This window comes from Bacillus sp. FSL H8-0534 (assembly GCF_038005885.1).
GTDB lineage: Bacteria > Bacillota > Bacilli > Bacillales > Bacillaceae_G > Bacillus_A > Bacillus_A pseudomycoides.
On sequence record NZ_JBBOUC010000001.1, the window covers coordinates 2,289,266 to 2,314,056 of the forward strand.

General features: G+C 35.4%; 28 protein-coding genes. 7 read left to right on the plus strand and 21 right to left on the minus strand.

Annotated elements, in window-relative coordinates; genetic code table 11:
* Positions 1-14 precede the first annotated feature (14 nt).
* From MHH71_RS11745 to MHH71_RS11790, 10 genes are all read right to left on the minus strand, one after another.
* Positions 15-500, minus strand: coding sequence for a PRK06770 family protein (locus tag MHH71_RS11745; RefSeq protein ID WP_033798653.1), 486 nt, complete (start codon positions 498-500; stop codon positions 15-17).
* Between the two features lie 84 nt (positions 501-584).
* Complete coding sequence (locus MHH71_RS11750) at positions 585-989, minus strand: nuclear transport factor 2 family protein (protein ID WP_006093645.1); 405 nt, start codon at positions 987-989, stop codon at positions 585-587.
* On the minus strand, positions 989-1,789 hold the full coding sequence (locus MHH71_RS11755) for an MBL fold metallo-hydrolase (RefSeq protein ID WP_033798652.1): 801 nt from the start codon (positions 1,787-1,789) through the stop codon (positions 989-991). The genes MHH71_RS11750 and MHH71_RS11755 overlap by 1 nt, the downstream gene beginning before the upstream one ends.
* Before the next feature lie 294 nt (positions 1,790-2,083).
* Positions 2,084-2,488 (minus strand): DoxX family protein, encoded by a 405-nt coding sequence (locus MHH71_RS11760; RefSeq protein ID WP_003195449.1) that lies wholly within the window; start codon positions 2,486-2,488, stop codon positions 2,084-2,086.
* Positions 2,489-2,689: 201 nt separating this feature from the next.
* Positions 2,690-3,751, minus strand: coding sequence for a DUF871 domain-containing protein (locus MHH71_RS11765; protein ID WP_006093643.1), 1,062 nt, complete (start codon positions 3,749-3,751; stop codon positions 2,690-2,692).
* A gap of 52 nt (positions 3,752-3,803) precedes the next feature.
* Positions 3,804-5,168, minus strand: a complete 1,365-nt coding sequence (locus MHH71_RS11770) for a PTS transporter subunit EIIC (protein ID WP_006093642.1) — start codon at positions 5,166-5,168, stop codon at positions 3,804-3,806.
* A gap of 23 nt (positions 5,169-5,191) precedes the next feature.
* Positions 5,192-6,076, minus strand: a complete 885-nt coding sequence (gene murQ / locus MHH71_RS11775; protein ID WP_033798651.1) for an N-acetylmuramic acid 6-phosphate etherase — start codon at positions 6,074-6,076, stop codon at positions 5,192-5,194.
* Between the two features lie 161 nt (positions 6,077-6,237).
* Positions 6,238-7,101, minus strand: coding sequence for a MurR/RpiR family transcriptional regulator (locus MHH71_RS11780; RefSeq protein WP_033799608.1), 864 nt, complete (start codon positions 7,099-7,101; stop codon positions 6,238-6,240).
* Between the two features lie 29 nt (positions 7,102-7,130).
* A complete protein-coding gene (locus MHH71_RS11785) occupies positions 7,131-7,460 on the minus strand; it encodes a hypothetical protein (protein WP_006093639.1) in 330 nt (109 codons plus the stop codon).
* A gap of 138 nt (positions 7,461-7,598) precedes the next feature.
* Positions 7,599-8,726 (minus strand): cation:proton antiporter, encoded by a 1,128-nt coding sequence (locus MHH71_RS11790; RefSeq protein ID WP_003205947.1) that lies wholly within the window; start codon positions 8,724-8,726, stop codon positions 7,599-7,601.
* Positions 8,727-8,967: 241 nt separating this feature from the next.
* On the opposite strand from MHH71_RS11790, the gene MHH71_RS11795 reads away from it, so the two are divergent.
* Positions 8,968-10,371, plus strand: a complete 1,404-nt coding sequence (locus MHH71_RS11795; RefSeq protein ID WP_003195436.1) for an amino acid permease — start codon at positions 8,968-8,970, stop codon at positions 10,369-10,371.
* Positions 10,372-10,400: 29 nt separating this feature from the next.
* On the opposite strand, the gene MHH71_RS11800 is transcribed toward MHH71_RS11795, so the two are convergent.
* From MHH71_RS11800 to MHH71_RS11835, 8 genes are all read right to left on the minus strand, one after another.
* Positions 10,401-10,565: a hypothetical protein gene (locus tag MHH71_RS11800; protein WP_078211727.1), complete on the minus strand. Its 165-nt coding sequence runs from the start codon at positions 10,563-10,565 to the stop codon at positions 10,401-10,403.
* Between the two features lie 107 nt (positions 10,566-10,672).
* A complete protein-coding gene (locus MHH71_RS11805; protein WP_003195434.1) occupies positions 10,673-10,876 on the minus strand; it encodes a hypothetical protein in 204 nt (67 codons plus the stop codon).
* Between the two features lie 142 nt (positions 10,877-11,018).
* Positions 11,019-13,508, minus strand: a complete 2,490-nt coding sequence (locus MHH71_RS11810) for a LamG-like jellyroll fold domain-containing protein (RefSeq protein WP_050774400.1) — start codon at positions 13,506-13,508, stop codon at positions 11,019-11,021.
* A 592-nt stretch (positions 13,509-14,100) separates the two neighbouring features.
* Positions 14,101-14,706 (minus strand): DedA family protein, encoded by a 606-nt coding sequence (locus tag MHH71_RS11815; protein ID WP_006093637.1) that lies wholly within the window; start codon positions 14,704-14,706, stop codon positions 14,101-14,103.
* 10 nt (positions 14,707-14,716) lie between these two features.
* The gene (locus MHH71_RS11820) at positions 14,717-14,998 is read right to left on the minus strand and encodes a YkvA family protein (protein WP_018782344.1); all 282 of its coding nucleotides are present in this window, start codon (positions 14,996-14,998) and stop codon (positions 14,717-14,719) included.
* Positions 14,999-15,243: 245 nt separating this feature from the next.
* A complete protein-coding gene (locus MHH71_RS11825; RefSeq protein ID WP_006093635.1) occupies positions 15,244-15,801 on the minus strand; it encodes a spore coat protein in 558 nt (185 codons plus the stop codon).
* Positions 15,802-16,048: 247 nt separating this feature from the next.
* Positions 16,049-16,828, minus strand: coding sequence for a DUF2935 domain-containing protein (locus tag MHH71_RS11830; RefSeq protein ID WP_006093634.1), 780 nt, complete (start codon positions 16,826-16,828; stop codon positions 16,049-16,051).
* Between the two features lie 20 nt (positions 16,829-16,848).
* Positions 16,849-17,220, minus strand: a complete 372-nt coding sequence (locus tag MHH71_RS11835; RefSeq protein ID WP_003195422.1) for a VOC family protein — start codon at positions 17,218-17,220, stop codon at positions 16,849-16,851.
* 111 nt (positions 17,221-17,331) lie between these two features.
* Between MHH71_RS11835 and MHH71_RS11840 the strand changes: the two genes are divergently transcribed.
* From MHH71_RS11840 to brnQ2, 4 genes are all read left to right on the plus strand, one after another.
* On the plus strand, positions 17,332-17,547 hold the full coding sequence (locus MHH71_RS11840) for a spore coat associated protein CotJA (protein ID WP_016113226.1): 216 nt from the start codon (positions 17,332-17,334) through the stop codon (positions 17,545-17,547).
* An 8-nt stretch (positions 17,548-17,555) separates the two neighbouring features.
* Complete coding sequence (locus MHH71_RS11845; RefSeq protein WP_006093632.1) at positions 17,556-17,819, plus strand: spore coat protein CotJB; 264 nt, start codon at positions 17,556-17,558, stop codon at positions 17,817-17,819.
* Positions 17,820-17,831: 12 nt separating this feature from the next.
* Positions 17,832-18,401: a spore coat protein CotJC gene (gene cotJC / locus MHH71_RS11850; RefSeq protein WP_003195416.1), complete on the plus strand. Its 570-nt coding sequence runs from the start codon at positions 17,832-17,834 to the stop codon at positions 18,399-18,401.
* Between the two features lie 238 nt (positions 18,402-18,639).
* A complete protein-coding gene (brnQ2, locus tag MHH71_RS11855) occupies positions 18,640-19,959 on the plus strand; it encodes a branched-chain amino acid transport system II carrier protein BrnQ2 (protein WP_006093631.1) in 1,320 nt (439 codons plus the stop codon).
* 111 nt (positions 19,960-20,070) lie between these two features.
* Here the strand turns inward: brnQ2 and MHH71_RS11860 are convergent, their stop codons facing one another.
* From MHH71_RS11860 to MHH71_RS11870, 3 genes are all read right to left on the minus strand, one after another.
* On the minus strand, positions 20,071-21,075 hold the full coding sequence (locus MHH71_RS11860) for an ABC transporter permease (protein ID WP_006093630.1): 1,005 nt from the start codon (positions 21,073-21,075) through the stop codon (positions 20,071-20,073).
* 3 nt (positions 21,076-21,078) lie between these two features.
* Entirely contained in the window at positions 21,079-21,939 is an 861-nt protein-coding gene (locus MHH71_RS11865) for an ABC transporter permease subunit (protein ID WP_018782348.1), read from the minus strand.
* Between the two features lie 105 nt (positions 21,940-22,044).
* A complete protein-coding gene (locus MHH71_RS11870; RefSeq protein WP_006093628.1) occupies positions 22,045-22,779 on the minus strand; it encodes a YwaF family protein in 735 nt (244 codons plus the stop codon).
* A 224-nt stretch (positions 22,780-23,003) separates the two neighbouring features.
* Between MHH71_RS11870 and MHH71_RS11875 the strand changes: the two genes are divergently transcribed.
* Together MHH71_RS11875 and MHH71_RS11880 are read left to right on the plus strand one after the other, a co-directional pair.
* Positions 23,004-24,104 (plus strand): efflux RND transporter periplasmic adaptor subunit, encoded by a 1,101-nt coding sequence (locus tag MHH71_RS11875; RefSeq protein ID WP_006093627.1) that lies wholly within the window; start codon positions 23,004-23,006, stop codon positions 24,102-24,104.
* Complete coding sequence (locus MHH71_RS11880; protein ID WP_018766880.1) at positions 24,101-24,775, plus strand: ABC transporter ATP-binding protein; 675 nt, start codon at positions 24,101-24,103, stop codon at positions 24,773-24,775. The genes MHH71_RS11875 and MHH71_RS11880 overlap by 4 nt, the downstream gene beginning before the upstream one ends.
* The last annotated feature ends 16 nt before the right edge of the window (positions 24,776-24,791 follow it).

Here is a 24,791-nt window from a genome sequence, read left to right on the forward strand (position 1 = left end):
TGTTTTTACATTCTTCACTTTTTACTTCTCATTTCTTTTAAATATTGCTGTTCTTCTGCTGGCGATAAACGTTCTGTTGCTTTTCCAGTATCACCGCCTTGAATTTCCCAAAAAAAGTTATGTTCCTCAACTGTTTGCGAAAAATCCCCTCTTTCCCAGCGTTCTAAAATGGAAAGTAATTTTGATTTATAATTAAAATTTTTGCTACTCTCTACAGCTTTCTTTGCATTACGAATTTCCTTTTGTGTCATTTCAATAAATCCCCATTTCTCAGAGGATTTTACTTTTTGATGTACCATCTTATGCATAGTAGATATGATTTCATCTTCACTAACTCGCGGCGTTTCTTCCACTACCTTCTTTTCCTTTTGAGCAATTACTTTCTGCTCCTTTAAACGTTTATCCTCTACTTCGGCATACTCAAGAAATTTATAAGCGCCAAATATAACACCCATTACAATTGCGATAGTCGTAATCGCCCTTATTATCCATTTTTTCATATTATGTATTTTGATATCTCCTCTAATTGTTACAAAAACAAATGGAATAGCCTGCAAATAGCCGATTCCATTTGTTTATCATTTTTAAGCTTTCATCGCTTCCCTAACAACGTGACTATCCACATATTGCTTGAACTTTACGATTTTTCCATTCTCAAGCTGCCATACATGAACGAAATCTGCTTCAAATGCTTTGCCAGTTTCTTTATAAATTCCCGAATAAACTCCTTCAGCAATGATGACATCTTTTCCTTCTACTTCATGGTACATATTTACACTCGCCTTATAATCATTCCATTCCGATCCTAAACGACTAAATACATTCTCCATTACTGCTTCCACACCAATATATGTCCCACCGTAAGGAAAACCAGCCGCCTCTGTCCATTCTACTTTTTCAGAAAGAGCTTCTAGTAAATGTTTTGCATTAGATGAAGATGGCCCTTCATATGTGCTTCGGATAATCTCTAAATTTGTTTTTTGTTCCATTATTTCTTCCCTCCAAATGCATTTGCTGCTAAAACAAGTCCGATTTCTAGTGCTTTTACATTTGGAAAGTGTTTCTTCATTGCAGTTTGAATTTCTTCACTTGAAAGGTTTTCCGCAAGAACCTCATCAAATGCGATTAAATATTTACGGGTATGTTCAATCGCATCTGCTGTATTTGGTGTATCATAATCACGATGACCAGCTACAACAATTTCTGGATGTAGGTTTTCAATTTCTTGTAATGTTTCTAACCACTTAGTACGAGCTTTTACATCCGTTTCTAACGTCCATGCGAATGTGTTGTTATAAACAATATCCCCTGTAATCACAGCCTTTAATGACGGAATCCATACATAACTGTTATTAGGTGTATCACCTTGTAAACTACCTTTAACAAGCAGTTCGTTCCCTTCTAAAATAAGCTTATCTTCTTTTAACTCCTCGGGAATAATAGGTTGATGAGGGACATTATGTCCAATAGACGGTTTCCATTGCTCAACTTTCTTTTCAAATGTATTTCGAATATCTTCTACGGTATTTGGCAACGCTACAATTTTTGCATTTGGAAATGCTTCATGTAATACATTTAAGCCAAAATAATGGTCTGGATGAAAATGCGTAATATAAATATGAGTTAAGTTCTTTCCTGTTTCAATAATTTGAGCTGTTAAACGGTGTGCATCACTTAATAAGAATTGTGCATCCACAAGAATTGCATCTTTCTCTCCATAAATGATCGTTGATGTAACTTGAAAGGCTTGTTCAGATCCTGTAAAGACTTCTAAATGTAATTTTGACATGTTGTTCCTCCGTTTTTCTATATACATTTACACTTTTATTATTTTATATTTCCTTACTTGTTATAATAACTCTAAGTTGTAACTGAAATAGTTACAATTAGACCAAAAAAATATGCTATCTATTTACAACTCACACTTCATTGCTAATTACTCCGTTGTAATAATTATAGTTACAACTAAGTGCCAAGTCAATACTTTAATATCCAAAAAATTCCCCAGCAAAATAGATATATACAAAAACACTGTTCTTTTCATAAATCTTCTTCAGAAAAGAACAGTGCTTTATATAATAATTTATTTTGCTTTGAGTACTTTTTCTTTTAAGAAACGATCTACATACCCTTCTGCTTTTACAACAAATAAATACGCACCCATTGCTAATAATGCAAGATCTAATTCATATCCAGGATTCTTTCCGTCTCCTAATAAACCAGCTGCTCCGTTTACCTTTACAATTGCACCAACCAAGATAAGAGCAAATAATAATCCCACATATCTAACACCTAAGCCAATGATTAATAATAGACCACCAACTAATTCAAATGTTGCAACCCCATATGCGAGACCACCTGGTAAGCCAATGCTTGTAAACCAACCTGCTACATTATCAATACCTGATTGAAACTTTGCTAAGCCATGTGCAAAGAACGTAACTCCTAACACAATACGAATAATTAAATTACCAATATATTGATTCATTCTAAACTCTCCTTTTTGTTTTGTTATATAAACATTTTATTAACAAGACAAAACAATACATTGTTTCTTTTTATTCGTCAAATACTTTTTTTAATAGAAATAAAAAAACATTATCCATTTTACGGATAATGTTTAACAAAAAATAGCACTCCTACAAGGCTCGACATGTGGAAATACATTCGAAAAAACATCAATAATTTTCTATTCTTTCGAGATAAGTTCAAATTTCTTTCCTGCATTTACGTAAGACAATAATGATAGATCTTCCTCGAAAACCGTTCCAATTACGTTCACCTTTTCATTTTCTGATAGATCATTTATAACGATTTGTATTTCACCTGCATATCTACCGTACAGTTCATTATCAATTGTAATACTCCCTATCTTTCTTTGAACTGTATTCATCGCTGGTAAAATAACAGTATCTCCTTCTCTTGATTCTACAGAACGAATGACATCACGCGCTGGATCAAGCCTATTCGTATGTACTCGCTCTACTGTTTCTAATACTTCTCTTTCACTAATCAGCGGTTTATAACGTATTGGAATAATCCCTTTATTTGCACTTGTAATTTCTTGTACTCTTTGTAAACTCCCACTTATATCTCCAATTAATACTTTATCAACGAAGCAATCTTCCACAAGTTCCAAATATGCCTCAAGCGGGCGCATATATCGGTGTTTTTCTAATGTAGGAAGCCCTTCATATAAAGGTCCTCTTTTTTCACCATCACCTGGAATAAATGCCATTGTTTTTATACCGCATTCACGCAAAAATTGATTTTGCTTTTGTAAAAATGATTTAGCAAGCCCTGTTTCAGGACGTGGATAAAAATTATGCCATGCTTCTACACAATCTACTCTCACACTTTCCTCAAGAAGCGTATTCCAAAATGATTCAGTAATTGTACTAGCATTTAATGCAATCTTCATTTTGTGTGATATACGTGCAATTTGTTTCGGATCTATACCATAATCAATACGTAACCCAGTAATCCCCCAATCTAATAGCTGTTCCACATTTTCATACATAAGACCTAAATGGTGTAAAGAATTTGGTGAAACATCCACCATTAGTTCCATCTCATATTTTTCCGCTTGCTTCCCAAGTATTTGTATTAACTCTTTATAAGTTGTAGGATCGTCTTCTGGAATATGAAGAGAAGTAAAAATAGACGTAAAGCCGTATTCGCTTACCGTTTTCAACCATTTTTCTTGCTCTTCTATCCGGTCCTTTGAAAGATATATTGAAACTCCTATCATAGTAATCTCTCCTTCTACTTATCATGAAAAAAAGAGAAAGGAATCCCTTTCTCTATATGTTCTCTGCCATTTCCTCTTTAAACCCGAAGAAATACGTAAAGATAAAACCAAATACATAAGCAATGACAAGACCAAGAAAATATAATAAATATTTATTATCAGCGATTAACGGAATTAACGATAATCCTGATACACCAATTCCGAGTGAAGCCGTTTTCATAACTGCCTGGAATGCACCGCCAACAGCTGCACCTAAACAAGCCGTAATAAACGGTTTACCAAGTGGTAATGTGACCCCATATAATAAAGGTTCGCCAATTCCTAAGAAACCAACCGGTAGTGCTCCTTTAATTACATTACGAAGACGCTTATTTTTCGTTTTTACATAAATAGCAATCGCTGCCCCAACTTGCCCCGCTCCTGCCATCGCTAAAACCGGTAGTAACGGTGTTACATGAGTTTGATTAATAAATTCCATGTGGATAGGTGTTAGACCATGATGTAGTCCCACCATAACGAGCGGTAAAAATGTTCCTGCGAGTACAGCTCCTGCGACCGCTCCCCCGACATTTAAAATTGCGTTAATACCACTTGTAATTCCATCAGATAGGAAACCAGCCACTGGCTGAATTGCTAACATCGTTACTAAGCTCACTGCTAATACCGTAATAAGCGGAGTCACTATAATATCCACTGCATTCGGTACTGCCTTTCGTACTTGTCTTTCCACTACAACCATAAGCCATGCTGCAAAGATTACAGCGAATAATCCACCGCGCCCCGGCACCATTGCTTCACCAAATAGTTTCACATTTGCCATAGCTGGGTTGAAAATTAAAATACCTGCAATCGCTCCGAGAACCGGAGTTCCGCCAAATTCTTTTGCCGTATTCCAGCCAACTAGAATACCTAAGAATGTAAAAATACCACCGCCAATTAAAAGTAACATTTGCAGCCATGTTGCATTTGGATCTGCCCCCGCATTTTTAGCAAAGTTGGCAACCCCATTTATAATTCCTGATGCAACAAGACCTGGAATTAATGGAATGAAAATATTACCGATTTTTCCCAATAAATTTTTAACAGGCGTATTATTTTTCTTCTTGATTGCTGATTTCATTTCTTGGCCAAGATCTTCAAGGTGGTAATCAGCAACATCACCAATTCGTACCCCTGTCAAAGTCTCCATTTCGGCTGCTACTTTATTCACAGTTCCGGGCCCAACTACGACCTGCAATGTTTCATCTTCAATCACACCCATGACACCGTCTACTTTTTTCAAAAGCTCCATATTCACTTTACTTTCATCATGAAGTGTTAAACGTAACCTCGTCATACAATGTGCAATACCATGAATATTTTTCGTTCCCCCAAGTTGCTCTGTAATCTCTTTTGCCATCCGCTGTTCTTTCTTCATTGTAAAATCCCCCTCCCCACTTTTTATAATGCCTTTTTCACAAATCCTTTCGCATCTGTTAATTTTTCAAGTGCTTCCCCATATTCGCACTGTAGTAATATCATGACGATTGCTGCTTTCACATTACGCTTTGCTTTTTCGTAATATGCTTCCGCTTCTTTGTAATCTACTCCCGTCGCTTCCATAATAATTCGTTTGGAACGCTCGACTAACTTTTCATTTGTCGACTGAACATCAACCATTAGATTTTTATAGACTTTCCCTACGCCAATCATAGAAGCAGTTGAAATCATATTCAGTACTAACTTTTGTGCGGTTCCAGCCTTTAAGCGTGTAGATCCTGTTAACACTTCTGCACCTGTCCCTACTTCCACGCTAATTTTTGCAAATTTACTTATCTCTGCTCCCTTATTACAGGAAATGCTAGCTGTACTTGCTCCCGTAGAATTTGCATATTTTAATCCACCAATTACATAAGGTGTTCTACCACTTGCAGCGATTCCAATAACAGTGTCCTTATTACTTAACTGAATCGCCTTTAAATCATCTACTGCAAGATCTTCTCGATCCTCTGCACCTTCCACAGCTTCAGTAAACGCTTTCAATCCACCTGCTATAAATCCTTGTACCTGTTTCTCATCTGTCCCAAATGTCGGTGGACACTCGACAGCATCTAAAATTCCTAGTCGTCCGCTTGTACCAGCACCAATATAAATTAATCGTCCACCATTTTGAAAAGATGAAACAACACTTTGAACAATTTTTTCAATTTGTTCGATTTCATTTTCAACCGCTACAGCGACTTTACGATCTTCTCGATTCATTGTTTGTAAAATTTCTCTTATGCTCATCTCGTCTAAATTCATCGTATTTTCATTTCGGTGTTCTGTTGATAAATTCTCTAACATATTCTCACCTTCTTTGAAATTTAATTTCACACTTTTATTATAACTTTACGAAATTTAAAATCAATATTTATATTGCGTTTTATGAAACAAAATTTCTTTTTATAACAAAATTGCGTCTATTTAACCAAAATAAAAAGATGAGTTTCATCTCATCTTTTCCTTTACTTCAATTTCCGTAATCGTACTGCTTCTTCTCTTGTTTCTGTAAATTTATCCAATACTTGATTACCTATCCTATTAAATGTAATCACATACAAAGCATCAATTATATTAAGTTGCGTCATTCTTGAAGCAATACTTGCAATACGATGATCTTGTTCTACATCTGGCATACAAAGACGGATATGTGATTCTTTATATAATGGAGACGATTGATCTAGCTTTGTAATAGCGATAACAGTAGCACCTTGTCTACTAGCATATTGCGCCATTTCTAGTACATCCTTCGTCCGGCCAGATGTTGAAAGAGCGACAAATATATCTCCCTGTTTTAAGTTAGTAACAAGCGGGAGCATCATATGAAAATCAGATAGCATCATAGCCGTAAACCCTAGACGAGTAAACTTATACGCTCCATCCATTGCTGGCGTAGCTGATCCACCCACTCCATAAAATAATATTTTCTTTGCTCCTAAAATGGCATCTGCTGCTTTTTCTAACTCTTTTTTATCAATAGCAGTAATACCCGCTTCAATCGCAGCCTTATTGACATATGTAACTTTATTGAATAAATCAAACGGACTATCCTCTGTGTTCATCACTGAAAAATCATTAATATTATAATCGGCAATTGTTAATTCTCTAACAAGCGCTAACTTAAAAGCTTTAAAACTTCCTATACCAATCGTTTTACAAAAGCGTACGACACTTGCTTCACTGGATCCTGCATTATTAGAAACTTCTTTTGTCGTTAAATTAGGAACAATTTCTGCATTCTCCATAATATACTGAGCAACCTTTTTTTCAGCTGGTGAAAATTGATTCATATGATTTTCTATTTTAAATAGTAGCGTTGATGGTTTCACCATTCATCCCCCATTCTTTACGGTTGCTTTTATTTTTCATATCCCAATTCCATATCTTGCGAATCATAAAGATAAAAGACATCTTCACCAGGAGGATGAAACACATTTACAATTCGATCTCCTTTTTGATAGACCGTCCTTTCTCCTTCCGACCACTTCTTTTCCCATCCATTTATCCAAATTGCAGCATCAGGCAAAAAGGAAGTGTATCTATATCCTTTCGAATCATCTCCTGCAATATAAGAAGAGAAAACAGAAACAGGAAAATCTTTAACTTTTGATTCTTTTCCTAATGTAAATGGCAAACACATTAAAAGAATTACAACTACACATATAACTTTTTTCCATGTAATTTTCATTCATTTTTCTCCTTCTAGTACTAAAGCACACATAAATTTTAACACAATTACTACATAGAAACTCTATTTTCAATTGAGTTCATATTACATTTCACAATCAAAAAAAAGGAACTTATCGACATTCGATAAGCCCTTTCTTTACACAAAATACTTCTTCAATAACGGTGGTGTAATAATCGTCGTAAGGATAACAACAATTACAATTGCAGTGAAATTTTCTTTCGCTAACAAATTTGCTGCAAGTCCATTTGCTGCAATAATAAGTGCTACTTCTCCACGCGATACCATCCCAGCCCCAATGCTAATCGAAGACTTTAAGTTAAAACCTGTTAACCTCGCTCCTAAGCCTGATCCCACTAGCTTTGTGATAATGGCAACAATCGTCATGATGACAATAAACCAAATTTGGTTTCCGATACCTTGAAATGTAATCTCCATCCCGATGCTAACAAAAAAGATTGGTACAAAAATCGCATAAGCAATCGGTTCTATTTTATGTTCTACTTCGTGTTTATATGTTGTTTGTGAAATGGCAATCCCCGCAGCAAATGCACCAATGATACCAGCAATCCCCATTTGCTCACTATAGTAAGCAAATGAAAAACAAATAATAAGTGCTGCACTAATTAACGCCTCTGACACACGGAGCGGCACCAACATTTTCATAATCCACGGAACCACTTTCCATCCAATGAAAACAATACTTACGAAAAAAATGATTTTCTTAGCGATAACAAGTGTAATACTCACATCTTGTGTGCCTAAAAAACTCATAACAAAGGCTAATAAAATAACAACGATAACGTCATCAAATACAGCAGCCCCTAAAATCGTTGTACTTTCCCTTGTATTCATTTTCCCTAAGTCTCGCAATGTTTGAACAGAAATACTCACTGATGTTGCACAGAGCAGTAATCCTAGGAAAATAGCATGTGATTGTAACATCCCAAATGCGAGTCCCGCCAAATATCCACCGAGGAAAGGAAAAATGATACCTCCCATCGCTACTGCGAATGAAGATTTCAAATTGCGATTTAATTCCTCCAAATCAGTTTCTAATCCTGCCATAAACATGAGTAACAGAACACCAATTTCACTAAGTTCATCAATAAGTTCAGAACTATTAATAATTCCAAAAACAGCGGGACCAATAATAATTCCAACAATTAATTTTCCTAGTACCGATGGTTGACCAAGTCTAACACTAATATCACCAGCTAATTTCGTACAAAGTAAAATAACGACAATTTCAAAATAAAACAGCATAATATCTTCTCCTACTTTATAAAATACATCTATTTTTGGTGTTAGTTTTTCCTTACATCTAAGATTTTATTTGTTACATTTTATTTGACAAAATATTCTGAATTATAATAAAATGACTACAGCAATTCTAGATTTTTTATCAAAGCACACAACTGTGCCTCTATTCGCTTATGGACTATTTTGCAGTGGGCTCGTATTATATTCGCAGTTGTGAAAATCGAAGAATGAGGGGAGAGTCCAAGTGAAATCATTATTACGAAAAAAACCACTTACTACTGAATCACCACGGCAATTAGAAAGAACGTTAACTGCGTTAGATTTAACCTTTTTAGGAATTGGAGCTGTAATTGGGACAGGTATTTTCGTCTTAACAGGTATTGTTGCGGCCAAACATTCTGGTCCTGGTATTATGCTATCTTTTCTTATTGCTGCATTTACCTGTGCATGTGTGGCCTTCTGCTATGCAGAATTTGCTTCTTCTATCCCTATTTCAGGAAGCGTTTACACCTATGCGTATATGACAGTTGGAGAAGTCGTTGCCTTCATTGTTGGCTGGTGTTTAATGCTAGAGTATTTACTGGCAGTTGCGGCGGTTGCTGTCGGATGGTCAGGATATTTACAATCGTTACTTTCCGGATTTAATATTCATCTACCCGCCATTATCGCCTCAGCCCCTGGAATGGGAAAAGGCGGAATAATCGATTTACCAGCTGTATGTATTTTACTTTTTATTACACTGCTTCTTAGCTTCGGTGTACGCGAAAGTGCTCGCATTAATAATATTATGGTATTAGTTAAATTAGCAGTGATTATTGCCTTTATCGTAGCAGGTGCAAAATACGTCAAACCGGAAAATTGGACACCGTTTTTACCATTTGGATATGATGGGATTATTACAGGTGCAGCAACAGTATTTTTTGCCTTTCTAGGATTTGATGCCATTGCAACAGCTGCTGAAGAAACGAAAAAACCACAGCGAGATTTACCAATTGGAATTATCGGTTCCCTTCTCATTTGTACGGTACTCTATATGATTGTATCCTTTGTTTTAACAGGGATGGTTCCTTATACACAACTAGATGTTTCAGATCCAGTTGCTTTTGCGCTTCATTTCGTTGGTGAAGACACCATTGCTGGATTATTAGCTGTCGGTGCAATGACAGGAATGACAACCGTTATTTTAGTCGTTATGTATGGGCAAGTTCGCGTTTCCTATGCAATGAGCCGTGACGGGCTACTTCCAAAAGCATTAGCTCGCGTGAATCAAAGAGTTAAAATACCTCTATTAAATACGTGGATTACTGGCATTGCAGCAGCTTTATTAGCAGGATTACTAGATTTACATCTACTTGCAAATTTAGTGAACATCGGTACACTAACAGCCTTTACATTCGTTTGCTTTGCTGTACTTATTTTACGCAAAACACACCCAGATTTAAAAAGAGGTTTCCGTGCACCATTCGTACCTATATTACCAATTGTTGCAATTTGTTGTTGTCTCTATTTAATGATTAACCTTTCTGCAACAACTTGGAAAGGATTTGCTGTTTGGCTTGTCATTGGACTATGTGTATATTTCTTCTACTCTAGACGTAATAGCCATTTACTGACCAAAGAAAATAATGGTGAACAAAAAAAAGCATGAAAAACAGCTCGCTATATTAGCGAGCTGCTTTACGTTCGAGTTTGTTTTTTTGTTAACGTTTGTAGAATGAAAAATATGTCGATGCAAGCTGTAAACCAGGCACAATTTCTTATTGATGACGAGTAATTTACAATACCAATCGTAATTACAATCATCATTACAACCAATTGGTACACAAGCTTCCAGTTTCGCATATCCATTCTCTTTTATCCCGCATGAACTGCCCACAAAAGCCCGATTAGTGTGGGCTAGCAATCAGTGGGGGATGAAGAAATCCCCCACTGATTAAAGTTTCACTTTATTATTTTGTTTCCTTCTTTTTCTTTTTCCATGCAGTTACACTATCAAAGAAAAAGTTAATAAACAATGCTCCTAATCCTGCTAATAGAAAAGTCATTAAAAACAGAACCCATTTACTTTTATCTTTCAAAAAATAATATCCAACAAGGAGCACAACTGCAATCCATACATATTCAAGAATTCTTTTTAGCTTTTGCTCTTCCAAATCTTTCGCCCCTTTACGTTTGTTTCATCTCTCTTTATTGTAACATGAAATAATATATCGGCGGAATCACTACATATATCGGCGATACGACATAAATTCCTACTAATAAAAGAAGCTCGCCCAAGGCAAGCTTCCCATTCTCTTACTTATTTACACTCTTTTCAACAAGCTGCATCGCATATTCTAATGTACGATTCATTGTTTCTACATACTGATCTTTTACTTTTGTATCTTTTACTACAGATTCCGCTACTTTGATTTTTCCTTCTAATGCTTTAACTGGAACTTCTTGATATTGTCCTGGTTCTTGTCCTACTTGAACTTTCGCTAATAAAACTTTTGCTGCATCAATTGTTTTTTGTAATTTCTCTTTTGGCGTTTCTGATTTTTGGTCAACTACTTTTGATTGTACAAATGTTTGATGTGCTGTTTTTAAACTGTGATATGCCCCAACTGCTTGCTCACCTGTCGTCGCCATATTTTCAAATACTACTTTTGCTCCATTATAACTTGTTTGTAATTCTGTAAAGGCAGCTTGTGAATATTGGCCTGGCTTTTCACCGAATTCATAAGAACCGGCTAATGTTTCTTTTGCTTTACCAATCTCTTCATATAAAGCATTTAATTCTTCTAGTTTTGTGCGATTTGTAAACTCATTGTATGCCGCTACTATTTCAGATGAAGTAAGTGCTTTACTATATAATTTTGCAAGCGCCACTTGTCCATGTAATGGAACTCCACCGTTACCATCGCTTGTTGGATCTGCACCAATCGCGAATGGTACATTCGGATGATATACTTTACCTGTCACTGGCTGACTATTTACTTTTTTTCCATCTACATAGATTGCTAATTCATTTCCATTATACGTTCCTGTTAAATGATATGTTTTATTTGCCTCTAATTGTGTACCTATACGTTTATAGCTACCACCAATATGAGCCCATAATTCTACATATCCAGTTCCAGTAGATTCGAATCCAATTCCGCCGCTCTCTGTATTTTCCATAATAGCTTGACCGCGAATTTCATTCATAGAAAATACCGTTTCTAATGTAAATGTGTTCGCCACTTTCTCTTTTTGCGCTGCTGAAAACGGAATATAGCCAAATGTGTTTGCTTTTCCATTTAATTTCATTACATGCTTTTTCAATGCTTTATCATATTCAATTGATACATTTCCTTTTACATCGCCTTTACTTCCAAATGATGAGTTATCTTTAAATGTACCATCTAAAAAGTTAACATCAAATACATCCGCCTTTGGCACTTTCACATTCGGATCAATAATTTCTTTTTTCGTTGTTACTTCTGCTTGTAATGGCTGTTCACTTTCATTTTCGAATGAATCGATCGCAACTGCTTCTAGCGTGTATGTTTTTCCACTATCTAGCCCACCTAATGTAAACGTAAGTTCTTTTGGCACTGGATCACGATAAAACTCTGAGAATGCTAATAACTTATTTTTAATTTCTCCTGTTTCTTTATCTCTTGCTTGTAAACGATAAGAATGAACAAGTAGATTATCCACTGCTTGCGGGAAAGTCGCTGTTACTGAACTCTCAGTTACATTTGAAACTTTTAACTTTGCATTTTTCTCGAAAGATGGTTTTTCTTTATCGCGGTTTTCTACATGTTTAAACGATTCTTTTTTAGCTGGTAGTTGAACCTTCCATGGTTCACCTGTCCAAGAATTCGTATGGAAATCACGACGATTAATTGTTACTTCTTTATCGTCTACCTCTACTAATAAACCTTGGCTTAAATCGCTTGCACCTGGCGGAATATTACCTTGAACTTTCCCGCCCTCTACTTCCATATAACTTACTGAAGATGTTCCAACAGATGTAAAGTCTTTTTGATGAATGGATCTTGGATCATCTAATGGATAGTGCGAATGACCAGAGAATGTAATTGCTTGCGGATAATCCTTTAATACTTCATTAATTTTTGCACTGTCCTTCGTTCCCCATTCATGACTACCATACACAGTTTCTTTAATATGCTGGTGCAAGAACACGAAAATTGGTTTTTCTGGATCATCAGCTTTTGCTTTCGCAATTTCTTCTTTCAACCAATTAATTTGTTTATCAGAATAATACCCATGTGTTGTTCCATCTTCTGGTGACATAACAAGGAAGTGATATCCCTTCACGACTTTATGATAATGAATAGATTCCATTCCTGTCTTTTCTAAGAAACGTTTTTGTGCATCCTCTGCCGATAAACCATTCCAATAATCATGGTTTCCAAGTGAATTCATTCTCACTGCATCTTTATTGGCATATTGATTATATACTTGCATAAAACGATCATATTGCTGATTAGACCCTGAATCTGTAAAATCACCAACGATAACAAATGCGTCTTGTTTTGGCGCAAGTGTATTAAACTGTTCAATCGCTCTTTTCCAACGGAACGTATCATCTGTTCCGCTATTTTTAATATGTACGTCACTTACAACCGGAAAGACAAGTTTTTTCTCCTGCGGTTTTTCCTCTTGTTTCTTCTCTTCCGTTTGTGCGGAAGTGTTCCATGGAAACGATACAAACGCTAAAATGAAAACTGCTAATAATCCAATAAGACCTTTTACCTTCTGAAACATGTTCCTACTCACGTAAATCCTCCTCATATGTTTGATTCAGTACAAGGATTATTGTATCTAACACATATTAACCTCGTTTAAACGAATAATGAAAAATATTACATCTTTGTAAATATACAGTCAGTTTCCTGTAAAGTGCCACAACAGCTATATAAATACAAATAAAAAACGACATAAAACCTTTATTTTTAGGTGGGGGAGAGCATCCGGCCGTGCATAGAAGCGGTCAGATCCTCTTCCTGCCCCATGCCAAGTTAAAACAAAAAGAAAAAAACGAGTGCAGGTCACCTTTTGTTCTTCATAGCCGCAACTTATATGTTGGCAAATCGAAATGGAACAACTATATATCACTCATATATAGTTGTTCCATTTAAATCTCTATTAGACTAAATAGTAGATATGATGTCGATTAGCCCTACTGGAATATATAAAAGGATTTAAATTTACAATCTAGAAACAGTATTATGTGATAACCAAAAGATGTTTGGAGGATAAAAGTAGATTTTAATCATATAAATCACAATATAAAAAGATAATCTATGTTACAAAAGGTGCTTTCTGTATATGAAAGCACCTTTTAAGTCCAATACTTTTAATCAAACAAAAGTCTCATCATCTTTCACATAGACTCCGCTTTATTTTTCTTTTTCACAAACTTGAAAATGAACATTCCTATCACAATGAAACAAACAACCCCTAGTATCGGTAATGTATATTGTTCAACAATCGTACCTGCTTTTTTCCAATGAGGTCCTAATTTCAATCCTACATATACATATAGCGTTGTGAGTGGCAACATCGCTATAAATGTGTATATGCTAAATTGCCAAATGTTCATTTTGGCGATTCCACATGGAACTGAAATAAGTGTACGAACCCCTGGAATAAATCGGCCAAGAAACGCCACAGCTGGTCCATATTTTTCAAAGAAATGATCTGCTTTTTGAATCTGTTCTTCCTTTATAAAAAAGTATTTTCCATATTTCAGTAATAACGGTCGACCACCATAATAACCGAGCGCATATAGTGTTAGCGGCCCCGTCGTTCCTCCGATCGTTCCAGCTAATACTGCGAGCCAAAAATTCATATCTCCTTCGTATACCCAATATCCAACAAGCGGCAACACAATTTCTGCTGGAATAAACTCAAATGTTAATGCTAGAATTACACCGAAATAAGAAAACTGCTTTAAATACTCAATTACATCTAAAATAAACTGCTCCATTTATGAACTCCTATCCTTTATTTAAATTATATTTTTCTTGTAAGTGCTTCGGTGCCATTTTCACAATTCGTTGTAAAATAAATAAGACAACAGCAATATCATCTAATCCCCCAAAGAATAGCAAAAAATCAGGGATAATATCAAATGGAAATACGACATACCCGATTAAAAATACAATCGATAATACTTTCTTTTTCATAGCGACTTCTTTTGATGTAAAAAAGTCATATAAAAATGGACCAAATTGACGAAAATGAAGCATAAATCGAAATCGGTTTATAAACTTTTTCATTTTTCACCTCTCCTTTTTCTGCATACAAAAAGGACCTTTACCAAATATAGTAAAGGTCCTAAAAAAAACAATAAGGGGCCTTTACCATTGCTGGTAAAGGTCTCACTAACAACAAATCGTTGCCAATAAAGCCGAGGGTTTCTCCCTGTAATGACGACTTTATTGTGACAAGTTACTCCCCTTTATATACGCAATCTTATAAAATCACCTTAAAATATTTGATAGAACTTGTCAATCTTTTTTGGTTATCCTTCATTAATAGGCTGATACATACTCGCTATGGCTTGCATTTCAGAACTTGGTGCTGGTGATAGCTGATAATACCCTTTCTTCACCATATACTGCCAAATGTCATAAGCATGGTGACTACTATTTAAAAAGGTATTTTCTAAAAGCGTTCTTAACTCTGGATTCGCACACTCTAATAAAGAACCTGCACAATTAAACGCAGAAGACTTTTGATTCAATAAATATCCAGTCGCAATTGCTCGATCATTAGGTGGTTGTGCACTGACGCTTGGTGTAACGGGGGAATACTTTTGTGAAGGTGCCTCTGTATAAGAAGCTAATACTGGTTTTAATTTAGACGGCTGAAACTTTGATATATTTGGAGTTGTCTCACCTTGTATAAATTCCACCTTCAAATTATAATCTTGCACATGAAGAGGAAGATGATTCTGTAACATTTGTTTCAACTCATCATCCTGTGCTTGCTGTATATATGTAGACATCGTATTAATTGTGTTATAGTCACCCGCTATCAGTTCACTTAAGTCACGTAATTCATGCGTTGCTAATTGCATTTCTATTCCCCCTTTCTATAATTCCTTTCTAGCATCTCCTAAAAAAACAAAAATACCATATAAGAATCCACATCATTGCGAATTTTTATCCCGCATTAACGGGCAGTAAGACCCCTCCTCAAAATTCAGCGAAAGCAAAGAAATTAGATGGGGAATCAACTGCCCGTAAAAGCCCGATTGGTTCAACTAATAATTGATGTGAGGCAAAGCCCCACACCAATTAAAGTTTCACTTTATATGGTATAAATTAAAGCGGATTACACTTTGGCATCTCTAATCCAGAAGCTTGTGCTAGTTTCAATAAATAATAGCATTCTTCCCTTGCCATATGGTCTGCCATTCTTCCAGATATTAAGCTTAATACTTGATTAGATAACTCTAATTCTTCTAATTCGTGAAGAAAACGGGAGAATAGTGTTAATTCTAATGAAACATCTTTTGTAAATTTTTTTAGAGCTGGAAAAGAATGCAGTTCTGCCCGTAAGTAACCTGTCATTTCCACAGCTTTTAAATAAAACTGTTCAAAATGCTTTTCATATTCTTCACTCTTCTCTTTCAGTCGTTTCTCGACCAGATCTAATCCACCTGAAATGGCACCTGCATGACCCGCTGCATCCGTTAGCCAAGCAAGATGATAATGCAATTCATGAAAAACAGGTGGCACTTCTCCTTTTATTAAATATTCTAATACCGCTATGTACTCTTCCACTTCGTTCACCATATGGTTAATAAAAGTTGGTGTAAAATGAATGACAATTTTTCCTTCCAGTTGCTTTTGTATAATATTTAACTTAAATTTTCTAATTTCCTCTGCTACTTTATGTGCATCTTTCGCAAATGCAATCAAATTTACCGTATGAATATTACTGAGGAATCTATCAAATGTTTGGACAAAATACATCGCTTTTTGAATATCTTCACTTTCATTTTGAGCTAAAGCATCTAAAAGAAACTGCGCATGATCGCCAAGAACCTTCAACCAGAATTTATGTTCAAACAACGCGATTTCTTCATACGTACTATTCATCCGGTTAACTCCCCCCTTATCTACTCTTTCGGCGCAATTAGAATTCTATACTGGTCAGGATCATGCACAATAATACCTCTTTTCTCCGTTTTACAGCTCTCTAATTCTTGAAATGACACACAATAGAACTCTAATTTTTTTCGTACTTTTTCCATATCACAAAATGGCAAACTAAAATTTATATAAGAAGGCACTTCCTCACCGAAATCCCCGCCTTTTTCCCTATTTAAAACGAAGCAAATTCTCGTTGCACCAATATCATACCAAACGCCAGGCACATGTAATTGTGGCCGGTGTCTACTCGGCTGAAATCCCAGGATACCTTCATAAAAATATAATGTTTCCTTTAAATTTCTTACTTCTAATACAATACAATTTGTAATAGTCTCCACGTACATTTCCTCCTTGACCCTACTAGTTTTTCTATATGAGTCATAAATAACAATTATGTCTGAATACAATACATAGTGATGAATGTTTCACTTATAAAGGAGGTTTGCATTATGGACAAATTTATGAAATCTTACACACCTTACCATAGTCCAAAAGATCCTTGTCCACCGATTGGAAAGAGATTTTATTCAACCCCTCCTCATTTATATATGGGATTCCAACCAACTAATTTACCACAATTCCCTCCAAGAGACGCCTTGCAAAAAGGCACTTTATGGCCTGCTCTTTATGATTATTATGAAAGCCCCCATAAGAAAGGAAGGTGACAAGAATCGTGACTCCAACACTGCCAGATGAATATTATGAATGGATAAAAGAGTTGCAAGAACTCGATTTTGTATTAGTTGAACTTACGCTTTATCTAGATACTCATCCAGATGATGTTACAGCGATAAATCAATTTAATGATTTTTCCTATAAAAGAAGATTGCAAAAGCAAAAAATTGAAGAAAAGTATGGCCCACTCCAACAGTTTGGTAATAGCTACTCTAATGCTCCGTGGGAATGGAGTAAAGGTCCTTGGCCATGGCAAATATAAAGGAGAGAAAATATGTGGATATATGAAAAAAAATTGCAATACCCTGTAAAAGTAAGTACTTGTAATCCAGCACTTGCAAAATTATTAGTTGAGCAGTACGGTGGTGCAGATGGAGAATTGGCAGCTGCTCTCCGTTATTTAAACCAGCGCTACACGATTCCTGATCAAGTAATAGGTTTATTAACAGATATCGGTACGGAAGAATTTGCTCATCTTGAAATGATTGCAACAATGATTTATAAATTAACAAAAGACGCGACCCCTGAGCAGATGAAAGCAGCTGGACTAGATGCTCAGTACGCTAATCATGATAGTGCACTATTTTATCACAATGCAGGCGGCGTTCCGTTTACAGCCACATACATACAAGCAAAAGGTGATCCAATTGCAGACTTATATGAAGACATTGCTGCAGAAGAAAAAGCAAGAGCAACTTATCAGTGGCTCATTGATTTATCAGATGATCCTGATATAAATGATAGCCTCCGCTTTTTACGTGAGCGCGAAATCGTTCATTCCCAGCGTTTCCGCGAAGCTGTTGAAATTTTAAAAGAAGAACGCGATCGAAAAATTTATTTTTAATTTTTCCAGCTACACATATCCTATTGATATGTGTATTTTTTATTGTCCATCTATCTTTCCCTAACTTCCATACCAATGTTTTTCCAAAAAGGCATAATTATTCAACTTAACGCATTATTTTTAAAATTTTTTAAAGTTTCCTGTTGCTTTCTAGTCATCAGACGATTAAAATTATAACAGTTACTCGACAAATTATTTGAATTTTCGACAAAAAGATATTTAGGAGGATTTTCTATACATGCGTACAACTTTAAAGCCATCGCAAATTCTCTCCATTAGCTTATTGCTATTTGCAGTTTTTTTCGGCGCTGGTAATATGATTTTCCCACCACTTCTTGGGCTTTCTTCAGGAGAAAACATGTGGGTTTCTATTTCAGGATTTATTATTACAGATGTAGGTTTATCATTATTAGCAATCGTCGCCGTTGCTCTTGCAGGTGGTAGTTTTAAAAGTTTAGCGAGCCGTGTTCATCCAAAGTTTGCAGCAGTACTAGCTATCATTATCTATCTTTCCATCGGCCCACTATTTGTTATTCCACGAACTGGATCTGTTTCTTATGAAATTGGAATCGCACCACTTTTTAATGATCAATGGTACTCCATGTTACTATTTAGCTTTATTTTCTTTACGGTTGTTTACTTCTTATCATTAAACCCATCTAAATTAGTTGATCATATTGGAAAAATATTAACACCAATTTTACTTGGAGTTATTGCAGTTATGGCAACGAAGGCAATCTTTTCACCAACAGGTTCATTTGAAAATCCTGTCGGCGATTATAAAGAGATTCCATTTTTCAAAGGTTTTTTAGAAGGATTTTTAACATTAGATGCGATTGGCGCTCTCGTTTTGTCAACAATTGTCGTAAATGCGATTCGTCAAAACGGTGTAACGGAAAAAGCTTCTATCGCAAAATACACAATTATTTGCGGAAGTATCGCTGCTTTCTTTTTAACGATTGTTTATTTCTTGCTTGGCTATATCGGAGCATCGAACGGAAACCTTGGTCAATTTGAAAACGGCGGTCAGCTATTAGCAACTGTTATGTACCAATTATTTGGGACAAGCGGTAATGTTTTGCTAAGCATCGCAATTATATTTGCTTGCTTAACGACAGCTATTGGTGTAGTTAGTGCATTTGCCAACTATTTTACAAATATATTAACTAATGTCTCGTATAAAAAACTTGTATTATATGTTTGTATTTTCAGCTTTATCATTTCAAATCTAGGACTAAGCTTATTAATCAAAATTACATTACCTGTGTTAATTATTCTTTATCCAATTACAATTATTTTAATTTTTGTATCATTTATTGATAAATATACGAAGCGTAAACCATCTGTATACATCGGTGCAATGATCGCTGCATTCATCATTAGCTGCATTCACGCGCTTGATAATGTGGGAATGATGCCAGCTGCTATTACATCTATTGTAAGCACAATTCCTTTTTACAAATTAGGAATTGGTTGGATTGTCCCAGCAATTATTGGAGGTATTGTCGGATACTTTATCCCGCAGACACAAACTGAAGGTGAAGTTTCTACTAAATAAAGAAAGAAGCAAGCATTCATCAATGCTTGCTTCTTTTTCATTTTCTATCACTTAATACAGTATTTGTACAAGAACGAACGGTTAATATGTAATAACAGTTTCCTAGGCTCTTTACATCGTATGTTTAAATGTAAATAACTCTTCTTTAGGAAGTGAAATAGACTTTACTTCTTCTACTTCCTCGTCTTTGTTCATTTCTCCTAACCTTACTTTTGCTATCGCATCCTCTATACTTCGTGCAATCATATTCCCTGAAAAAATAGTAAGCCCAAAGAAAGTAATTGGTACGAGCGGGATCCATGGATGCACTGATAGAGAGCGAAAGTATACACCTATTAAACCAGACCATTCATGTGTGTAAGAATCTAACTCTTTGACCATTCCTCCAAACTGGACCGTCCCTCCAAAAAACACTTCAAGTAATCCTAAATGAAGAAAAAGAATCAACGTTTGAATAAACTGCTGCATCAATACAAGTACAAACGTCATATATAAGTGCGGAAACACATGTTTCACAACAATATGCCGCTTACTTCCTCCTAGTATACGAGCAGCGTCTATAAACTCTTCCTTTTGTAATTTCCGCACTTCATTCGCAATATAGAGAGAAATTGTAGGAAGTGCAAGCACAATAAACAATATGACTTGAAATGATGCCCTCTCAAAGAAACTAGTCGTCTCTGCTCCATTCACAAAACTAGTTGCAAACTGAAGAAAGAAATATGCAATCATAACAGTTGGAATAACTGTAAAGCTATCAAAAAACGCTTCAATTTTTGAAAACCCTCTTTTTACATAGGTTCCTAATATAACACCAAAAAAGATACCTAAAACCACCCGCATCATCGCAATAAAAGCGGATATACCAATAGTCCACTTCGCCCCTTCAATGACTAAATGTAAAAGATCATAACCTTTTCGATCTGTTCCTAATAAAAATTTTGATGAAGGCGAAAATGGTGGAGCTTCTACATTTCCTTGCGCGTCATATTGCAGCGAAACTTGGCGAATATGCCCTCCATTCCACAATGTATTCCCAATGCTAAGTCCAACTAACACGACAAGAAATAAAATACTAAACCAAAACTTTTTATCGCGCTTTATATATTTCCACATCTCTTACGCCCTCTCTTTCATCGCATCTGGAACGAAATAATGAAATGACTTAAATAGAACAAAGATCGGGATATAAATAAGTAAGATGCTCATTGTAAAAACTTCAATCGGTTGATAATTTTTAATGAATACAAAAATACCATGTGTGTTAAAAAGCCATTCTATAATATACAAATTTGATAACATAAACCAAATATTTGTTTTCGCAAAAAACAATGTACTAAGCAACACATTCCGCAATACATGACGATTTAAAATATAGAAACGATCAAATCCTTTCGCCCGTGCAAATAATACATAATCTTTTTCTAATTCTGTTTCAAAGCGAAGTAGTAACAACTTCACAAACATAATTGTAGTAGGAACACTCAAGCAAATAATTGGTAACCCCCGAATTGATTCTCCACTTAACGCAGCAATTTTGACAGGTAAAAACCCTGTCTTTTGAAAAAACCATACGACAAGAATTTGCGATCCGATAATAAGAAGAATGTCTGGGATGGACTCAAGAAAAAGCAGAAATGTTTTAATGCGCCGCTGTATATGCGAACGACTTCTCATCATCATATACACAATGCAGAAAGCTATACATAATGAAATAAAAAATGAAGCTAAAAAAAGAATCATCGTTTCTTTATAATGAATAAATAGTTGTGGAAATAACGGTCGATTCATCCCATACGTTAAGTTTGGAACATCTATCAGTTTCATAACTGACATCTTTAAAGCCTGTACATACTGTGAAAAATTAATATGTAAGCCTTCGAATAGTTTTGGAAGAGCACCTAAACAAATAATACCAATAACAGAAAGAATAAATTGCACTGTAATCTCTATTCCATTTGAAATCATCTTTCTTGTCATTTTCCCCCTTCTCTCTATACAAATTTCCATTCTATTGATACTCTGCTTTATTTTATAAATAATTTTCAGAATTGTAAATATTTTCTACAAAAAAGAATCACTAGATTATGATCCTAGTGATTCTTTTTGCACGCGTTTTTCATTTCTAACAAATGGAATATACAATAATAAGCACCCTATAAACGCAGCGATTTCTAATGAAATAATATAGTATGGATGCGGACCTAACATATCAAGTAATGAAGCTGTTTCTGGTTTATACGCCAAAAACATATAATTACCACCGGTTTTATAATTCACAAACGAAACAATTGGAATCAATATGTTTAAAAAAATCATCGTACGCTTGATTGATTGAAAAGTCGGCCTATACCCTTCTACCCATGTCATAAAGAGCGGTGCCAAAATGAGTAATACATGTGCGATGAAATATTCTATGAAGCGAAAATGCGGAAAAGCATATTGTAAGTTTGGAGTTAAAATGGCTTGTGATGCCCCAATAATCCCTGTAAAAAAGACAACTTCATATACTTTATAACTTTTTGTAATAACCATTATTGTTGCTAATACTAAACTAATGGTACATAACTCAAATGGTAATGATGTACTCAACTGAAAAATTCCAGCCTTCACTTGCCACACATCAAGTCCGATTTCACTTCCAATAAATAAAAAAGCAATTGTATATCGAACTCTTACGTTCCATTGTTGCTCACGAAGTATGTCTTGATAATGATAAAGAAAATAAACTCCTACACCGATAAGAAAAAGTATAATAACATGTTGTTTTGAATACGGAACAAATGACTCTGACGGAAATGCTCCAAAATACGCCTCCATATTCCTCACTCCTTTCCTTCATACAATATTATTGTAAGAAAGAAAAGACGCGTCAAACAATCTGCTTTTCCCCTAAACAAAAGCGCCACTCTTGTACAAATCCCCTCTCAATATATCAACCTTACAAAACTGTAATGTTATTGTAAGCTAAAACGATTTGTCATATTTTCTCTCTCTTCTATACTGAAAACAGATACAAAAACGAGCGAAAAGGTGATAAATAAATGAAAAAGAAAAATAAAGTAATCATTACTGGTTTAGTAACAATTGGAATTGCAGCAGGTTCATATTTTGCTCTTGCTGGCGGTGGCGATGTAGCGAAAGCTTACAGCAGCTATAAAGTATCAGAAAAGCAAATTGAAAATGCACAAAAATTTGGTGGCGAAGTCATTCCAAATGGTATTGAAACAATCGCATTTGATCCATCAAAAGGGACATATGAGCTAGCTGTTAAAAAAGGCGATGAAGTAAAAAAAGGACAGCTACTTTTTAAATATAATGATCCTTCCATGAAGTTAGGTGTAACAGAAGCCGAAATGCAAAAAAAACTTGCTAATAAAGAAGTAGAATTATTAAACAAACAACTAAATGCAGCAAAACAAAAATTACAAAAAGATAAAAATGCCGGTTCACCTGGGGAGATGCTAAAAGCAACAGAAACTGAAATCACACAACTTGAATCACAACTTGAAATGAAAAAATTTGAAGTTGAAAAAGCTGATCAAATGATTCAAACAAACAAAGAAAAACTCACTACACTTTCTGTAACAAGCCCAGCTGATGGCGTAATTGAAGAAATTGCAAAAAATGCGAATGAAAAAACAGGTATGAGCGGTATTACCCTTCGCACTGCCGGTCCTCTCAAAGTAAAAAGTCAGCTATCAGAATATGAATTAGCCCAAGTAAAAGTTGGGCAAGAAGTAACTGTTACATCCAAAACGGTACCAGGAAAAAAATGGACTGGTAAAGTCACAGAAATCGGTACAACACCAGTAAAGAGCATGGATGAAAACAAGACAGTATCTAACTATCAATTTATTGTTACATTAGATAATAATGAAGAATTACAAACGGGCTTCCACGTATACGTAACAAGCAAGTCTGGTGAAGCAACTGGTACAGTTGTTCCAAAAAGCAGCATTGTGAAAAAAGGCGATAAAAATGTTGTATTTATCGTGAAAGATGGTAAGGCAAAGGAACAAGCTGTTACTGTTGAATTTGAAACAGATAGCGAAGCAAAAGTGTCTGGCGTAAAAAAAGGTGACCAAATCATCTCTAAACCAGAAAAAGACTTAAAAGATGGTATGGAGGTTAACGCCCAATGATTGACTTAAGAGGCATCACGAAAGCCTTTCAAAACGGTGAAGAAACAGTTCAAATCTTACATGGTATTGATGTAACACTTAATCAAGGCGAATTCACTTCTATCATGGGGCCGTCTGGTTCTGGTAAATCAACATTAATGAATATTATCGGCTGCTTAGATAAGCCGACAAGTGGAACTTATTCGTTAGCTGGACAGAACATTTCAAACATGTCTGAAACGGAGTTAGCTCATATTCGTAATAAAGAAATCGGATTTGTATTCCAAAACTTCATGCTTCTCCCACGTCTCAATGCACTACAAAACGTAGAATTACCTCTTATCTACGCTGGAGTAGATAAAAAAGAACGACGTGAACGTGCATTAGCTGCACTAACAAAAGTAGGTCTAGCAGATCGTGCCACGCATTTGCCAAATGAATTATCTGGTGGACAAAAACAGCGTGTTGCCGTTGCTCGTGCAATTGTAAATAATCCAAAGTTCATTTTAGCTGATGAACCAACTGGTGCGCTTGATACAAAGACAAGTAAACAAATTATGGACCTCTTTTACGAATTAAACAAACAAGGCTCAACAATCATTATGATTACCCATGATCGTGAAATTGGGGAAGCGGCAGCACGCCAAATTGTAATTCGTGACGGAAATATCGTCCAAGATTGGAGAGGTTAATTTTGAACACAAACGA

What these genes read in the sequence shown, in the direction of transcription:
- MHH71_RS11825 (WP_006093635.1), bottom strand. Translation starts at nt 15,801, where the DNA reads ATGCAATTAGCAACGCATGAATTACGTGACTTAAGTGAACTGATAGCG.
- MHH71_RS11810 (WP_050774400.1), bottom strand. Translation starts at nt 13,508, where the DNA reads ATGAGGAGGATTTACGTGAGTAGGAACATGTTTCAGAAGGTAAAAGGT.
- MHH71_RS11830 (WP_006093634.1), bottom strand. Translation starts at nt 16,828, where the DNA reads ATGAATAGTACGTATGAAGAAATCGCGTTGTTTGAACATAAATTCTGG.
- MHH71_RS11875 (WP_006093627.1), top strand. Translation starts at nt 23,004, where the DNA reads ATGAAAAAGAAAAATAAAGTAATCATTACTGGTTTAGTAACAATTGGA.
- MHH71_RS11770 (WP_006093642.1), bottom strand. Translation starts at nt 5,168, where the DNA reads ATGAAGAAAGAACAGCGGATGGCAAAAGAGATTACAGAGCAACTTGGG.
- MHH71_RS11755 (WP_033798652.1), bottom strand. Translation starts at nt 1,789, where the DNA reads ATGTCAAAATTACATTTAGAAGTCTTTACAGGATCTGAACAAGCCTTT.
- MHH71_RS11745 (WP_033798653.1), bottom strand. Translation starts at nt 500, where the DNA reads ATGAAAAAATGGATAATAAGGGCGATTACGACTATCGCAATTGTAATG.
- brnQ2 (WP_006093631.1), top strand. Translation starts at nt 18,640, where the DNA reads ATGCGTACAACTTTAAAGCCATCGCAAATTCTCTCCATTAGCTTATTG.
- MHH71_RS11750 (WP_006093645.1), bottom strand. Translation starts at nt 989, where the DNA reads ATGGAACAAAAAACAAATTTAGAGATTATCCGAAGCACATATGAAGGG.
- MHH71_RS11790 (WP_003205947.1), bottom strand. Translation starts at nt 8,726, where the DNA reads ATGCTGTTTTATTTTGAAATTGTCGTTATTTTACTTTGTACGAAATTA.
- MHH71_RS11880 (WP_018766880.1), top strand. Translation starts at nt 24,101, where the DNA reads ATGATTGACTTAAGAGGCATCACGAAAGCCTTTCAAAACGGTGAAGAA.
- MHH71_RS11860 (WP_006093630.1), bottom strand. Translation starts at nt 21,075, where the DNA reads ATGTGGAAATATATAAAGCGCGATAAAAAGTTTTGGTTTAGTATTTTA.
- MHH71_RS11765 (WP_006093643.1), bottom strand. Translation starts at nt 3,751, where the DNA reads ATGATAGGAGTTTCAATATATCTTTCAAAGGACCGGATAGAAGAGCAA.
- MHH71_RS11870 (WP_006093628.1), bottom strand. Translation starts at nt 22,779, where the DNA reads ATGGAGGCGTATTTTGGAGCATTTCCGTCAGAGTCATTTGTTCCGTAT.
- MHH71_RS11815 (WP_006093637.1), bottom strand. Translation starts at nt 14,706, where the DNA reads ATGGAGCAGTTTATTTTAGATGTAATTGAGTATTTAAAGCAGTTTTCT.
- MHH71_RS11840 (WP_016113226.1), top strand. Translation starts at nt 17,332, where the DNA reads ATGGACAAATTTATGAAATCTTACACACCTTACCATAGTCCAAAAGAT.
- MHH71_RS11865 (WP_018782348.1), bottom strand. Translation starts at nt 21,939, where the DNA reads ATGACAAGAAAGATGATTTCAAATGGAATAGAGATTACAGTGCAATTT.
- murQ (WP_033798651.1), bottom strand. Translation starts at nt 6,076, where the DNA reads ATGTTAGAGAATTTATCAACAGAACACCGAAATGAAAATACGATGAAT.
- MHH71_RS11800 (WP_078211727.1), bottom strand. Translation starts at nt 10,565, where the DNA reads ATGCGAAACTGGAAGCTTGTGTACCAATTGGTTGTAATGATGATTGTA.
- MHH71_RS11820 (WP_018782344.1), bottom strand. Translation starts at nt 14,998, where the DNA reads ATGAAAAAGTTTATAAACCGATTTCGATTTATGCTTCATTTTCGTCAA.
- MHH71_RS11785 (WP_006093639.1), bottom strand. Translation starts at nt 7,460, where the DNA reads ATGAAAATTACATGGAAAAAAGTTATATGTGTAGTTGTAATTCTTTTA.
- cotJC (WP_003195416.1), top strand. Translation starts at nt 17,832, where the DNA reads ATGTGGATATATGAAAAAAAATTGCAATACCCTGTAAAAGTAAGTACT.
- MHH71_RS11760 (WP_003195449.1), bottom strand. Translation starts at nt 2,488, where the DNA reads ATGAATCAATATATTGGTAATTTAATTATTCGTATTGTGTTAGGAGTT.